The following is a 14,311-nucleotide window of genomic DNA, read 5'->3' as shown; positions in this document are numbered from 1 at the left end:
CAGTTCTCGGTATTCCTCGCTCAGGGATGCGGCGCCCAGTCGCAAGTCTGCGGGTTCCAGCGTCCGGGCGGCGCAGTCGGCGTCGCGAGCGCGGGGGCGAGAAATCGATCGACGAGGTCAACGGCCTTGTCGAAGGTCGCATGTTCGTCGCAGGCTGGGATGGAAGCGGCAAGCTCGGCGTAGGGGCGCGCCCAAGCCTCGGGCGGATTGAAACTCGGCTCGTTTGGGAGGCTACGATGCGCCCACTCGCTCTGTATGGCAGTTCTGAGTGAGGTGCTGTCGAGCGTGGCTGTGGTTGCGAACACGACGAGATCGACGAGGTCGCGAGGGCGGCTGGATACTGCGCTCCGGTAGGTGCTGGCGGTAGCGCAGACTTTGTCTGCGATGTGGTCGGGAGCCGGGTAGATCCGGATGTGCGGGGCCACGAGGTCGTCGATTCCGAGATCTGGGTGGGCCGGGACGCTTTCAGGGTCGCCTGTCATGACAGAGCCGGTGACGAGGTCGACGCCGATGCGTCCGACGTTTTTGACTCCGCACCGGGCATCGAAGGTCACGCGTGTTCCCTGGATGTGGTCGTGGCCTGTCGTGACCATGGTGCGTGTTGTGCGCGACCGCTGGAAGAAGAAGTGGTCGCGAAGGTCGATGCTGGCCGCTCTCTCGAGAGCGAACATGGCAGCTTGGAGGTCGCCGATCTCGTGGAGCAGGTCGATGTCCTTGGTTGATCGCGCATCATGAACTCGAAGCAGCATGGCGGAGCCGCCCTTGAGTACCCAAGGCGTTGCGTCGTCGCTGAAGATTCGAGCCAGGAAACGGCCGAATATGAACTCGCGTTGGAGGCCTTGAATGAGTGCCGATCGACGCTGGCCGGGTGTGTCCTGCGAAGCAATGCGCTTCGTCTTGTCTGTGACGGCGGACCACAGCGCCGTGCCAGTCTCGTAAGGGAATCCGTGGGGCAGCTCGTTCACGAGTTGGTGTCCGCACCCGTCTGATCGCGTTCAGTCGCGTCCGCGATCTTCGAGACCTCCGGAACCGTTCGATGCTTGGGGAGCGCAGCTCGAACGGCCGCAAATGTTCCTGCGTTGAATTGGGCGAGGTCTGGGGCTGCGGCCATCATCGCGGCGCGCGCAGCCTCGCTGAGGGTGCCGGTTGCGCCGACGAGATTTGTGAGCGCCTGCCTCATCTCGATGGCGGCGGGAACGGAAACTGCACCCATGAGGTCTGCAATGGCGCTGTACCGGATGGCGTCGCCGATCGGCGTGCCTGAGACGGCGGCGGCGAGCGCTCGGGTGCTGAGCCCCGAAAGATCGAGGAGCCGCTCCGCGAGGTGTTGGCCATCGGGCTCGCCGAGTCGACTCGCGATCGGATCGAGTTGCTTGGCGAGTCCCTTGGGGTCGAGGAGTCCTTGCGCTGCCCCGGAGCGGACGATATCCACCACGTGCCCTTCATCATGGCCAGCTCGCAGGAGATCGGCAATTGTCCGCTCCGGGGTTGTCACCGGAAGGGAATCCACGATCATGACATCGCTCGTGGATAGGTTGCGTCGGTGAAGTTTGGTGCCGCGGCGTGACTGTTTTCGGGTCGCAACGGTGATCTCTGGCGCGTCATCCAGAAGATCGCCGAGACCGTGCATTGCGGCAGCGGACGTGTGTGAGATGACGCCGGTGGGGATCGGATCGCGGAGACGCTTTTCGGGCAGTGTGGACGGGTCGAGTGTCAGCCAGGCTGCCCTGCGGTGCTGATGGGGGTCGACGGCACCAGAAAGTGAGTACACGCCCTGAGCTACGCGGTCAAGGACGCCAGTTTTCACGAGGCGCGCCAGCTGTGCGCGACTGACGCCGTGACGTTCCGCCAGCGCGGTCGTTGCGAGTCCACCTCCAAGTTCCACCACCTGAAGGGCTTCTGCAGCTACGGACCCGGACTCGCTCATACTGCGATTGTACTCTCATAGGTGACAAACGCAGTCGACACAAGCGGGTCAAGAAGAGTGGTGCTGCGTTTGTACCCCTACGAGGCACAAATGCAGTCGTCCGCATGGGTAGTCTGGTCTGCTCTGAGGGTGCGTGGGTCGGGCCGTGGCCTGGCGGTAGCCAACCGCGGCCCCGCGCATTCACTCGTGAAGTGGATGCACGGGGCCGCCGCCGTGGGCAGGTGTGAGCTACTCGCTCGTCACGCGTCCGCGGCGCTTCTTGATGAGGAACGCCGCTCCGGTTCCCGCGAGCACGGCCCCGAGGAGCGCGAGGAAGCCGGCGAGGCTGCCGTCGACGCCCGTCGTGGCGAGGTCGCCGTCCTTGCCGCCTGCGTCAGAGCCGCCGTTGCCGCCGTTTCCGGAACCGTTGCCGGGGGTCGTCGTCGGCGCGGTTGTGCCGGTGCCGTCGGTTGAGGTTGGCTGCGGCGTCGGCTCCGATGTGCTCGACGGCTCCGGCGTGGCGTCAATGGGCACCTGCTGCGTCGAAATCAGGTGCACCGGGCCGGTGAGGCCCACCGCGTGCGTCTTCACCTGGCCTGGGTTCGGGAACGGCGCTGGAACGCCGCCGGCCGCCGAGACAGCGTTGCGGAGCGTCGTCGCCAGTTCGATTTCGATGACGTTCTCGCCCGGCCGAAGCGCATCCGTGATGTCGTGCGTCGTGTCGCGACCCACGTGCCGCGAGACCTCGGTGCCGTTGACGCTGACGACGCTGGTTCCGAGCGCGCCCTCGATGTCCAGCTCAACCCCGGCTCCCGTAGCGAACCAGCTCTCCGGCAGGTCGATGGTCGACGTGTAGGCTCCCGTCCCCGACTTGTCTTCGAGCCCTGGAATCTCTCGCCAGTCCTTCAGTTCGGTCAGTCCCTCAACCTGAATCGTCGCGCCTCCGTCGGCCGCGGCGCTCGTGACCTGGAGGTCCCAGGTATCCAGTGCGAGGGGAGCTCGATCGGCGCCGAGCTCCGCCGAGACGGACGCCGTCGAGCCGTCCGCGCGGGTCAGCTCTGCGGCGTCGGTCGCGGTGGCCGTCCAGACGGGGGATCCTCCGTCGTCGAACGTGACGGGGAGCGGCTCGGCGTTCGTGATCGCTCCGGACCATGGCTCCTGAGTCGAGTCGATCTCGATGACCGTCGTGCCGAGCGGCTCCAGCGACAGCGGAACGACCGTGCTGGTGCCAGTGGTCGTGAACTGAGCCACCGGGTTGCGCTCGCCCTCCCACAGGTCGATCTCGCTGACGGCTCCGCGTGTGTTGATCTCTGGTGCGAAGTCCACCGTCTCAGACGAGGTGTTGTAGAGGTAGACGTACGTGGTGTCACCGCTCTGGCGGTACTGGGTCAGCACGGGTGCGTCGTTCCAAGAGACGCGAGCGGATACGCCCAGGTCTTCGAGGGCTGGCTGCACGTCGGCCTGCGTCGGCACCGTGCGGGTGTTCGCCGAGGCGAGGATCGTTGACATTGCCGCTTCGACCTTCGCGTTGCCTGCCTCGCCGCTCGTGAAGCTCGAGTCGACCTTCGGCGCATCACCGACGACGACGATCGCGAGACCGTTTGAGGATGCGTCGGCGAGCGCTTCGGCGGCCGCGCCGTCGATGCTCCGCTCGTCGATGACAAGCGCCTGATAGGCGGGGCCGTCAGGGAAGAGCGTCTCATCGCGAACTGCGCCCGCGTCGACGAGGCCCTTGGGGTCGAGGTACTGCACGGAGTACCCGTGGTTCTCGAGGCCTCGCGTCTCGAACAGCTGGTCCGGTGCCGTCGCATCTTCGCTCGGGTCGAAAACGCCCCGGGCGGAGGTCGTCAGGAAGTCCGTGGAGTAGATCGCGACGTCCGTCTTCGGGGTCCCCGTTTCAAGGACAAGTGTGCCGCGCGCCCAGTAGTCAGTGAGCTCGCTCCAAGCTGCCCACTGCGGGTACGTTTCGTCGTTCCAGCTCTCGCCGGTCAAGCCCCAGAATCGGTCCTGGGTTGGCCACGGCGCGTCGTCGGCCTGGCTGGCGTAGCCGTGGACATATGGCTGCGTCAGGCCGGCGGCCCATTCCTTGTCCATGAGCTGCTGGTAGTCGTTGAGCGTGATCTCGAAGGCGCCCTGGAACTGCGCGCCAAGCTCCGATGACACTCGGTTCGCCCCGCCCTGGTGTGCTCCGGCGACGAGGGTGCGCTGCCAGTCGAGCGCAAATCGCCACGTCGCTTCGTCGGAACGAACGGGGAACCTGTCTCCGGAGTTGAGGGACTCACCCTCGATGCCGGCGCCCATGAGCGCCATCTCGCGTGCGCTACGGATGACGTCGAGGTTTTGGCCGTAGGCGGGCTGCGTCTTGAAGTCGACGCCGTAGCCCTCTGCCCATTCCTGGTACGGCTTCAGGTGGCCGTCGACGTAGAGGTCTGTGAGGGTCGTGTAGTAGTCGCTTCGGACTCGCTCACCAGTCTCATCGACTGCGGCGAAGTCGGGAGTCGGCTCCTCGTTGGGAACCCAGTAGTGCGACATGCCGTGCGCGAAGAAGAACGGAAGGTAGGCCGTCGGGTCGTATCCGCGGGCATCCTCGAAGGAGTCGAGGAAGTCTGGAGTCCAGAACAGGGAATCGGCGTGCAATTCGAGCGAATCCTCGAAGAGGTCGCCGCCGACCTTCCCGAGCTGCTCGCCGTTGTCGCCGATCTGGTGCTCGTCGAGGTACTCGGTCGCGGCCTTCGCGGCCGCCGGGTCGAAGGCGCTCGTCACGTTCTGCTCGGCATCACGCTGCCAATAGGCGAAGAGGATCCAGTCTCCCTCGGCGGGGGCCGTCCACGACACGGTGCCGTCAACAACCGTCGCAGTGAGGTCGACCACTGATTCGGGGTCGAGCACCGTGGACTTCTCCGGCGGCACGGCTTCGCCGGCGACCACCGGGCCGGCTTCGAGCACCCGCGCCGCCGTCACCGCGACGAGCTCAGCGGGCCGCTCGCCCGCTGCGTCGTCCAGCGGCAAGGGGAGAGCGCCCGAAAATGCGGTGCCCGCAGCCACGTCGACTCGCCCGTACTGAAGTTCCTTCTGCACGTATGGCGTTCCGATTCCCGTGTTCGGCGTTTGCACGGGCCAGGCTGCGCCCATGGTCATGCTCACTTCGACGCCGAGGGTCTCGGCTTCGTCGAGGACAACGCCGAGCACCTGGCGCTGCACGTCGCTCGCCCAGAACGTCGCTGAGAAGGCGATCTCTACGGAGCTGAATCCTGCTTCTGCGATGGCGCGGACCTCGCGCAGGGCTTCCGCCTCGGAGATCGGGGTCTGCCACCACCAGCGCATGCCAGGTCGGGACTCGGAACCCGGATCGGCGAGCTCTTCGGTAGAGAGAGCTCCAGAAGTCGTGACGGCGCTCGCGGGCGAGGCGAGCGGCCCCGTCGCGAGGCCGGTTGCGCCGACGGCCAGGACGGCTCCGGCGGCGCAGGCTCTGACCCATTGAGGCAGAGCAGATGATGTGGAACGTTTCAATGACACGCAGTTCTCCCTTGAACCCGATGTCGCCTCGGTGAAGCAACCGAATCAAGTAATAACTGATTGTTTATAAGTAATCAAGAAGTTTGCTTATCCGAGGCCTGCGGGGCATCCGTCGCAACTGTTGTGTCAAGCCCGAGAGCACGTACCGCGTGCTCGAGTTCGGCACGCATGTCGACCTCCGCGTCGATGAGCCAGCGGGTGAGGAGGCCGTCGCTGAGCGTCAAGAGGAGCGTCGCCGCTCGTCGCGCGTCGAAGTCTTGAGGGAGCTGGGCATCTGCGGCACGCGCCTGTGCGCTGAGCGTGAAGTAGTGCAACAGCAGACGCTGGCGCTCGAAGAAGTAGTTGTGAGCAGGATGCTGCTCGTCGGATGCGGAGCTCGCGTAGTGGGTGAAGAGCGCGGCCAGGTGGCGGCTCTTGGCGCTATTGGTGGCGGCGCTGAGGAGGGCTGCGATCGCATCGGGCTCCACGAGTTCAACCGCGTGCGCGTCGCGATATCTGAGCAGCTCGACGAACAGCTCATCGCGACTGGGAAAGTGGTGATGGATCGCAGGCTGGCTGATGCCGACGTCGTCCGCGATCATCTGCAGCGAAACGCGCGGATGCCCGTGCTCGCGCACGAGCCGCTCCGCGCTTGCGAGGATCTCCTCCCGCCGTCGGATGCCGGCCCGATTCGGCTTCCTGCCGGCCGGATGTTCTGTTGCCACCCCGCCATGCTATGCGTCTCCCGAGACCGAGACCGAGACCGCGACCGCGGCCCCGTGCATCCACGGTGAAGTGGATGCACGGGGCCGCCGCCGTGGGCAGGTGTGAGCTACTCGCTCGTCACGCGTCCGCGGCGCTTCTTGATGAGGAATGCCGCTCCGGTGCCTGCGAGGACAGCCCCGAGGAGTGCGAGGAAGCCGGCGAGGCTGCCGTCGACGCCCGTCGTGGCGAGGTCGCCGTCCTGGCCGCCAGCATCAGAACCACCGGAACCGTCCCCGTTTCCGGGGCTCGACGTGGGCGCGGTCGTGCCCGTGCCGTCAGTCGAGGTCGGCTGCGGCGTCGGCTCGGCCGTGCCCGTGGGCTCCGGCTCTGCGATGCTCTCGACCGCGCTGTTCAGCGTGACGGGACCTGTGAGGCCAGCCGGGATGAGGCCGGATCCGCCGTGCACGCTGTTGTACGCCTGGTACTTCACGTTGGCGACGGGGTCGCTGTTGTACAGCTCCTTGAGGCCTTCGCGGCGGTTGCTCTGCACGGGCTGCACGTCGATCTCGATGACGTTCGAGCCGTTCACGAGTGCCGGCGCGATGTCGACTTTGTAGGGCGCGGCGTACAGCTGCGTCACGAACTCGTGCTCGGTGCCGGGGTTCACGCGCACCGTCGCGGCGTTGTGCACGGTGCCGAGGTTCAGCACCGCTCCGCCTTCGAGCAGGTCGGCCGCATCCGGAATCTCCACCGAAGTCCGGTACGTGCCCGAATCGGTGACGTACCGCAGCTCGTTGCCGAGGAAGTCGTCGGCGCTCCAGTCGCCGAGCACCTCACCCGTGTACTCGGACGTGCTCGCCTCGCCTGGCGCGTTCGACCCGATGTTGTCGGCCGTCACCTCGAGCGAGAACGCCCCGAGCTCGTGGGCGACGCCGCGTTCGGTGGTGTCGATCGATGACGGGGTCCCGGCGGAGACCTCGGAGTCGGCGATACCGGTGCCGGCCGGCTCGCAGAGCAGTGCGACCGCTCCGCTCGCGTCGAGCGTCGCGGAGACGACGTCGCCGTCGACCTGTGCGTCGAAGATCTCGCTCGTCTCCGGGTCGAGCCACCAGCACGCGTCGAGGCCGTCGCCGACGGTGAGGTTCACACCCGTGGCCGCTTCCGTGGAGGTGTTGCGCACGTAGGCGAGTTCGCCTCCCGTCGGGAGCGTGCGGCGCCCGAAGCGGACGTCCGTGTTCTCCTCGTAGGAGATGGGTGCGTCGACCGCGGTCGCAAGTGCCGCGGGAACAGCAGCCGCTTCGACGGCGCCGCCCATGGCCGCGGCGATCTCGCCGACCTGTGCGTCCAGGGCTGCGTAGTCGCCGCCCGCGTAACCGGGTTGCGCGGCGGGAGCGGTGCCCACGAAGACGATCGGAGCACCCGCATCCTTGAGCTTCTGCAACGCCTGCATCGTCCCGAGCGGCACGGTGCCGCTCTCGACGAGCATGGCGTCGAAGGATGCGTTGCCGCCGTTGGCGACGAGGTGCGAGCCGTCCCAGCTGAGGCCGGTCTGGATCGTGTCGTCGTTGATCGCATCCCAAGCCCAGCCGTTGGCCTGAGCTGTCGTGACGGATGCGAGCGGCGTGGAGCCGCCGCCGAACCCGCCACCACTGGCGAGAGCGCCGAAGAGCGGCATGTAGATGGCGACGTCGCTGCTGTTGGTGCCGGATTGCATCAGGTAGTTCGCACGCGAGGCGTAGGAGTTCATCGACGCGTAGTAGTCGGCGATGCCCGCGGTATCGGCCATCTCGACGCCGATCGTGGGCCAGGCGCGCCAGCCCTCCTCGGCGTAGAGATTGTCGTCGGAGGTGAAGGCTGGGTCGTCGTTGCCGCTGTAGGTGGCGCTGAGGCCGTGGTAGAAGAAGTTGTTCACGCCGCTCGTGGCCATGAGGTCGTAGCCCTGCTTCATGAACTCGGGCGTGATCTGGAACGGCACCGAGCCCAGCGTGAAGACCTCGGAGGTGACGAGGTTCTTGCCGTAGAGGTGCGCTCCGGATGCGACGCGCTTCAGTGAGTACTCGTCGAGCCCCTCGGTCTCGGGGATGTCGACGTACTGCGACGACTTGAGGGTGTCGATGGGCGGGTTGTACGCCTGCTGGCGGTAGTCGATGCCGTACTCGCCGAGCGTCGTAGAGAAGGCCTCGAGGCCCTGCAGGAACGAGTCGTTGAGCAGCACGCCGTAGTCGTGCACGATGCGCTGCGACTCCTCCTCGCTGAGGTTCGTGGCGAGGAGCGGGACTCCGCTGCCGCCGCCAAAGCGGCTGACCTCGGGGGTCTGCATCCCAAGGGCCGCATACTCGGGCTTGACCGTCGGGGTGCCGTCGATGAGGAACGAGTCCTGGTAGAGGGAGTACAGGGAGGGAAGGTACGGGGTGATGTCGTAGCCGAGCAGCTCCTGCGACTCCGCCGCGGCCTGAATGAGGTCGTTGTAGTGGCGGTCAGTGTAGAACTCGTAGCTGTCGTTGAAAGCCGCGCGGATGTCGCGCGACTCGACGATGTCGTTCAGCGCCGCCTCGCCGAGCCAGCCGTCGACGAGCTTCGTGATGGCGACCGGGTTGAGGTGGTCGACGACGTAGTTGCGCTTGTCGGTCGTCGTGTTCTCGATGATCGAGTTGAAGCCGTAGGCGCCCGTCGCGGCGCTGTAGAGCGCGACGACCTCGTAGTCGCCAGCTTCGAGCTTCGAGGTGTCGACGCCGAAGGTCGTCTGCCCGTCGCTCGGGTAGGAGAGCTGGGCGGCGTCGAGATCGAGGACGGGCTGCTGCTCGTAGGTCTTGACGGCGCTGAGATCTGAGGTGAGTGTCTGGTTGGCCGTGGTCAGGTCGGCGCCCTGGCCGGTGATCGGGGCGAGCATGACCGAGTTGAGGTGCACGTTGGCCGGGTCCCATTCGCCGAAGTCGAAGCCGAACTTCTCGGACGCGAAGAGCGGGCTGACCTCCGCCTTCGGGATGCCGAGTGACACCAGCCCCGTGCCCGTGGGGACGGAGACGTCGCCGGAGACGAGCGTGAGCGTTCCAGCCGCATCCACTCGAACCGTCGCGCGGCCGAGCGCCATCGTGTTCTGGCTGTCCTCGAGGCCGATGGAGTCGTCGCTCGCCAGATAGCCGCTGCCAATGTTGAGGTCGACGGTGATGCCGAGCTCGTTGGCGCGGGCGACGACCGCGTCGAGCTTCGCGAAGTACTCGGGCGACTCGTAGCCGAGGATCGCCTCGGTGTCGTGACCCGGGGCGGCATTGTAGATCGAGCCGCCGTTGCCACCGTCGCCGGCGATGCCCTCTTCGGTGAGGAAACCCTTCGAGAAGGCGACGATCTCGACCGCGCCGAAGCCGTTCTCGTGCAGGTAGTCAACCTGGGCGAGGAGGTCCTCCTGGCTGGCCGCGTTGCCCGGCCACCACCAGCGCACGCCCGGTCGGAAGTCGACGCCCGGTTCGGCGAACTGGGCCGGGTCGATCGCGCTGGTTGTCGTGGAGTGCTCGTCTCCGACGGCCGGGCCGGCGACTGCAAGCGTGCAGGCGACGGAAAGGGCTGCGCCGACTGCTAATGCGCGTCGCCCTCTTCTTCGTTGATCGTTCATCTTTGGACCTCTCTGGCATCTTTGCCAATGACGGGGTGTGAACTGTCGCGCGGGCGCGCACCGTGGGGGATAGCTGCGGTGTGCGGCGCGAACCGATTCGATTGAATCGATTCATGAGTGAACCTAACACGTGTTAGGTAGCTCGACAAGGGAGACTGAGGGCATGGCTGGCACCGGTGACACCTCGATACCGCGGTACTCGAAACGCGACGTCACCCCGCATCCGCGGCGCGACGAGATCCTGGACGCCGCAACACGCGTGTTCACGATCAAGGGCTTCAACGCGGCCTCGATCCGGGAGATCGCCGTCGAGGCCGGTATGTCCCACACCGGGGTGCTTCACCACTTCCCCGACAAGGCCGTGCTCCTGGAGACGCTTCTCGAGCGCCGCGGCCAGCGCGCTGCGGCGGAGGTCGGCCTCGACTTCTCCACCGGGCTCACCTATCTCCGAGGCCTGCTCGCGCTCGCCGCTCGCGACGTCGCGAAGCCGGATGGGGTCCTGATGTTCAACATCGTGTCTGCGGAGGCGTTGGCTCCCACGCATCCAGCGCACGCCTCGATAGCTCGCTGGTACGAGTTCCTCCGATCGACCGCGTTCGACGCGCTCACTGATCTGCAGGAGAAAGGGCTCTACGGCCGCGACGACGTTCCGCTGGAGCTCGCGGCTGTCCAGATCGCAGGCCTCAGGGCAGGGCTGACGCAGCAGTGGCTCCTCGCACCTGACGTGGATGCGGTCGAAGCGTTCCGCGTGCAGCTGCAGTCATACGCGACCGAGCGGCTCTGAGATCTGATCCGCTCAGCAGGTGCGGGGCTCGTGCACCTGGTGCGAGATCTGCGCAGCAGGGCGAGGTCGGATTCGCCGGTACGACGAGGCTAGCGGGCTCGTTCCAACGCGGCGACGGCGCTGGCGACGGTGATGGCGATGATGGCTCCCAGCAGTGGCAAGGCTGCGGCGACGCCGATGACGGCGCCCGTGGCGGCTGTCCCGGCTGACCCGGCGGTGATCTTGAGCGCCCCGACCCAGACGAACACCTGGCCGCGCGCCTCGGGCGGCGAGTACTCGCTCCGGGCGGCGAGCGTCGCCGCGAAGAAAGAGGCGTTCGCGATGCCGACCGCTGCGTAGGCGGCCACCGAGAACCAGAATCCCGGTGACAGCAGCACCGCGACGAGGCAGAGTGCGGTGATGATGGCGAGCCGCGGCATGAGGGCATCCGCCTCCCCTCGCAGTGGGCGGATCGTCACCCCGGCGGAACCCAGGAGGTTGCCGACTCCGTACGCAGCGGTGAGGACCGCGGCTGCGGAGGCCGCGGTGTCGAGGGAGGCCGTGCTGGTGACCGCGACGATCGGCAGGGTCGCGACGGAGAACGCGACGACCACGGTCAGCGAGAGCGTGCGGCGGAGTCGACCGGACCGAAGCATGAGGCGGAGGGTCCGGAATGGCCGGGGGACATCTGCTCCTGCACCGGCGGCGGGCGCAGGTGGGAGGAATCGCACGAGCACTGCCGCGACGAACGTGCCCGCGGCGAGCACGAGCGCGGCCGCGGTCGGAGTCGACCAGGCTGCGATGGCCGCCACGATGCTGGGCCCGAGCGCGCCACCGAGACCGTAGGTGGCCACATCCCATCCTTGGGCGCGTCGCTGGCTCACCCGATCAGCCCCCGCGATCGCGGGGAGGCGGCTGCTGATGCCACCGGTGAGGAAGGGGCCGAAGAGGCCGGAGAGCGCCAGGAGCCCCGCGGGGACGATGGCCCAGGTCAGCGGATACAGGAGCACGGCGGCTGCGAGCGTTGCGCCGTGGACGACGCAGGCGATTGCGATGACGTTTCGGCCATCGCGCGCCGTATCCAGGCGGCGGGCGATGAGTGGGCCGAGCAGGTGCGGGGCCGTCAGGCTCGCGCCGAGGACGCCTGCAAGCCAGCCCGGGGCGCCGCTCGCGGTGACGATGAGCACGATGGCGACGACGCCCCCGCCGTCGGCGCTGCGGGCGAGCGTGGCGGCGGTGACGTAGCGGGTCAGCCCCCATCTCGGCCGCGCGGCGGAGGTGTCGTCGGTCATCGCGTCAGTTCTGGAGGCCGAGGTCTGTGACGAGTTTCGCTACGTCCAGGCGCTCTTCGGTGCTGAGGCCGAGGATCGGGCGAGGCAGGCTGCTCCTGGTGGCGAGCCCGAGATGCTCGGCGATCGCGGCCGTGACGCGCAGGCTGCCGTGCTTCGCGAAGGCATCCCAGAGTGGCTGGTGGCGGTCGGATACTGCGCGCGCGGCGTCGACATCGCCGGCCAAGGCGGGCCGCGCGATGGCTGTCGCGAGCTGCGGGAGGGTGCCGCCGATCACCGAGTACCAGACGTCGCAGCCAGCGCTGAGGCCCGTCTGCGCAGCGCTGTCACCGGAGATGCCGATCGTGACGTGCGCTGGAACTCGCGCTCGGATCTCCTGGACTCGCGCGACCGCGCTCGCAGGGTCGGCTGGGATCGCGGGGATCTTGATCGATGCCACGTTCGGGAGTTCCGCGATCCGCGCGTACAGCTCGTCCGAGAAGGTGTAATGCGTGGTGCCGGGGTTGTCGTACACGATCAGCGGCACGGAGAGCCCGGCCGTCACAGCGTCGAACAGCCCGAAGACGTCGTCGACAGTGTGCTTCTGGTAGGTCATCGGGGCGAGGAGCAGCCCGGCGGCGCCAGCGTTCTGCGCGTCCTCCGCGAGGGCCTGCACGTGCGACGTTCGCAGTGCCCCGATGCCGACGATGACCGGCACCTGTCGCGCGGCAGCGATCGCCGTCTCGGCGACCTGTCGGCGCTCGTTCCGGTCCAGGTAGGCGTAGGAGCCCGTCGACCCCAGAGCGGTGATCGAGTCGACGTTCGCCTCGACGAGTCGGGCGACGAGTCCCTCGAATGCGGTGAGGTCGATGACGTCGTCGCGCAGTGGCGTCAGTGGGAAGGCGCTGAGTCCGGTGAACATGGTCACGTCCTGTCGTGGGTGGTGTGAGGGGTGCTGCCTGATGCCGTACCGACACCGGGCTCGAAGACCGTCAGAGTGAATCTGGCCGGAGCCTGCCCCGAGTTGGCATAGCTGTGGGGAGCGTCGCCGAAGAACGAGATAGCGTCTCCCGGCCCGAGAGTCGCGCTGTCGGCACCCGTGCTGATGGTGATCTCCCCGTCATGGACCTGGGCCAGCTCGCGGGTGCCGAGGGTGTGTGCCTCGCTCTCGTGCCGCTCGCCCACTTCCATGGCCCATTCCCACAGCTCGACGACGTTCGGTGGCTTCGTCGTGGCCAGGAGGACCCCGCTCCCGCCGTGCTGGCCGGTCCAGAGGGCCGCTCCCTCTCCGGCTGGAGTGACTTTCAGGGGAGCGGCCGCCTCCGGTTGCTCGACGAGTGCGGCCAGCTCGACTCCGAGCGTGTCGCTGAGGCGCAGCAAAGTGCCGATGCTCGGATTCGCCGAACCCTGTTCGATGCTGACCAGAGTCCTCCGGCTGACGCCCGCCGACTCTGCGAGTTGTTCGAGCGTCCATCCCGCGGTCTGGCGTTCCTGACGCACCCGCACGCCGATGGCGCTTGCGAGGTTCGCCGTGCTCTCATCCATGAGTGCAGAATACTGCACAAAAAGTGCATCGAGATGCTCAGCGGTGTAGTCGAGGGAGGCTGCGCGCCGGACGCAGCCGCCGAATATGAGGCGGCGAAGCGCTGTGTGGCCGCACGGTCGGTCGGATGCTCCGTCGACGAGCTGCGATACGTGGGCTGTGACACCAAACGATCTACGTTTGCTATGGGCGCGACGCCGTCTATCTGTCGACGCGCCCGAGCGCCCGCGATACCGATGACGAGCCCACGCTGAGCACGCGCTGTGTGTTCTCCCGAATCGTGTCCACACCAAGCTGCGCGAACACGGCGACGATGACCGGTTGGGTGCTGGCGTTTAACACGAGTTAGGGGCTCTACGCGGACGGTTCGGCGCTGCCCGCCACTACTTGCCAACGCCCCTCAATGATCGACCAAAAGCGGCGGTACGTCATGCGAGCCTCGATGCGGTGGCCTCTATCGAATACGACGATGTCCACGAGCGAAGACGTCCGGCCATGACCATCGTGTTCCAGAGTTGACCGATGAAGCTCCGACAGCTTGTCGAATCGTGTCGCACCCGAGGCATGAGCATCGAGATCGGCTGCACGGCCTACCACTGACTCGCCCGGCAGCTCGAAGGCCAGACCCTCGTATAGCAGCTCGCGAAGGTGGCTCACGTCGCCGCCGCGCATGGCTTGGTGAAGAGCATCCTGGGCTTGGTCGATGGAGCGCCCTTGATCGTCCCGTGTCGTCATGGGACGAGGCTAGTGGGCGGTTTCCCCAGGCTGTAATTGACCCGGAAGCGATCGGTTGTGGCACGCGCAGCGTGGCTTGCTGCCCACGGACTTATTGCATGTCGTCCTGTGACGCCAACACCCGCCCATCTCTCCGACGCATTCGAGCTGGGTTGGCTCGGCACCGATAGACCTCGGCAGCCGCCGCGGCGAACTGGTCGCGATCTTCAATCCGCCCGGCCAGCAGGTAGAACAACAGCTGTGTGACTACCAGCGTGAGGGGCAGGGCCACGATGACGATGAGGGA

The 14,311-nt window shown here is 66.9% G+C and carries 10 protein-coding genes; 1 reads left to right on the top strand and 9 read right to left on the bottom strand.

From position 1 onward, the window contains the following. Positions 1–20: 20 nt before the first annotated feature. From C5B85_RS18125 to C5B85_RS18105, 5 genes are all read right to left on the bottom strand, one after another. A complete protein-coding gene (locus C5B85_RS18125) occupies positions 21–965 on the bottom strand; it encodes a nucleotidyl transferase AbiEii/AbiGii toxin family protein (protein ID WP_104287414.1) in 945 nt (314 codons plus the stop codon). Next, complete coding sequence (locus tag C5B85_RS18120; RefSeq protein WP_104287413.1) at positions 962–1,927, bottom strand: type IV toxin-antitoxin system AbiEi family antitoxin domain-containing protein; 966 nt, start codon at positions 1,925–1,927, stop codon at positions 962–964. Before C5B85_RS18120 ends, C5B85_RS18125 begins: the two co-directional genes overlap by 4 nt. 228 nt (positions 1,928–2,155) lie before the next feature. Then, on the bottom strand, positions 2,156–5,422 hold the full coding sequence (locus tag C5B85_RS18115) for a glycosyl hydrolase (protein ID WP_146078016.1): 3,267 nt from the start codon (positions 5,420–5,422) through the stop codon (positions 2,156–2,158). Between the two features lie 74 nt (positions 5,423–5,496). Next, positions 5,497–6,126: a TetR/AcrR family transcriptional regulator gene (locus C5B85_RS18110; protein WP_104287411.1), complete on the bottom strand. Its 630-nt coding sequence runs from the start codon at positions 6,124–6,126 to the stop codon at positions 5,497–5,499. A gap of 107 nt (positions 6,127–6,233) precedes the next feature. Continuing rightward, positions 6,234–9,716 (bottom strand): glycosyl hydrolase, encoded by a 3,483-nt coding sequence (locus C5B85_RS18105; protein WP_104287410.1) that lies wholly within the window; start codon positions 9,714–9,716, stop codon positions 6,234–6,236. 163 nt (positions 9,717–9,879) lie between these two features. Here C5B85_RS18105 and C5B85_RS18100 point away from each other — a divergent pair, with 163 nt between their 5' ends. Then, positions 9,880–10,500 (top strand): TetR/AcrR family transcriptional regulator, encoded by a 621-nt coding sequence (locus C5B85_RS18100; RefSeq protein ID WP_104287409.1) that lies wholly within the window; start codon positions 9,880–9,882, stop codon positions 10,498–10,500. A gap of 89 nt (positions 10,501–10,589) precedes the next feature. Here C5B85_RS18100 and C5B85_RS19670 read toward each other — a convergent pair whose 3' ends face one another. From C5B85_RS19670 to C5B85_RS18080, 4 genes are all read right to left on the bottom strand, one after another. Then, positions 10,590–11,771 carry an MFS transporter gene (locus C5B85_RS19670; protein ID WP_258070904.1) on the bottom strand — a complete coding sequence of 394 codons (1,182 nt, stop codon included), beginning with the start codon at positions 11,769–11,771 and terminating at the stop codon, positions 10,590–10,592. 4 nt (positions 11,772–11,775) lie between these two features. Continuing rightward, the gene (locus C5B85_RS18090; protein WP_104287408.1) at positions 11,776–12,669 is read right to left on the bottom strand and encodes a dihydrodipicolinate synthase family protein; all 894 of its coding nucleotides are present in this window, start codon (positions 12,667–12,669) and stop codon (positions 11,776–11,778) included. A gap of 2 nt (positions 12,670–12,671) precedes the next feature. Continuing rightward, positions 12,672–13,292 (bottom strand): helix-turn-helix domain-containing protein, encoded by a 621-nt coding sequence (locus C5B85_RS18085; protein WP_104287407.1) that lies wholly within the window; start codon positions 13,290–13,292, stop codon positions 12,672–12,674. 352 nt (positions 13,293–13,644) lie between these two features. After that, positions 13,645–14,025, bottom strand: coding sequence for a nuclear transport factor 2 family protein (locus C5B85_RS18080; protein WP_104287406.1), 381 nt, complete (start codon positions 14,023–14,025; stop codon positions 13,645–13,647). Positions 14,026–14,311 lie beyond the last annotated feature (286 nt).

This window comes from Pseudoclavibacter sp. AY1F1 (genome assembly GCF_002931075.1).
Lineage (GTDB): Bacteria > Actinomycetota > Actinomycetes > Actinomycetales > Microbacteriaceae > Pseudoclavibacter.
The sequence above is the reverse complement of the archived record's forward strand: the minus strand, read 5'-3'. Positions and strand labels throughout refer to the sequence as shown.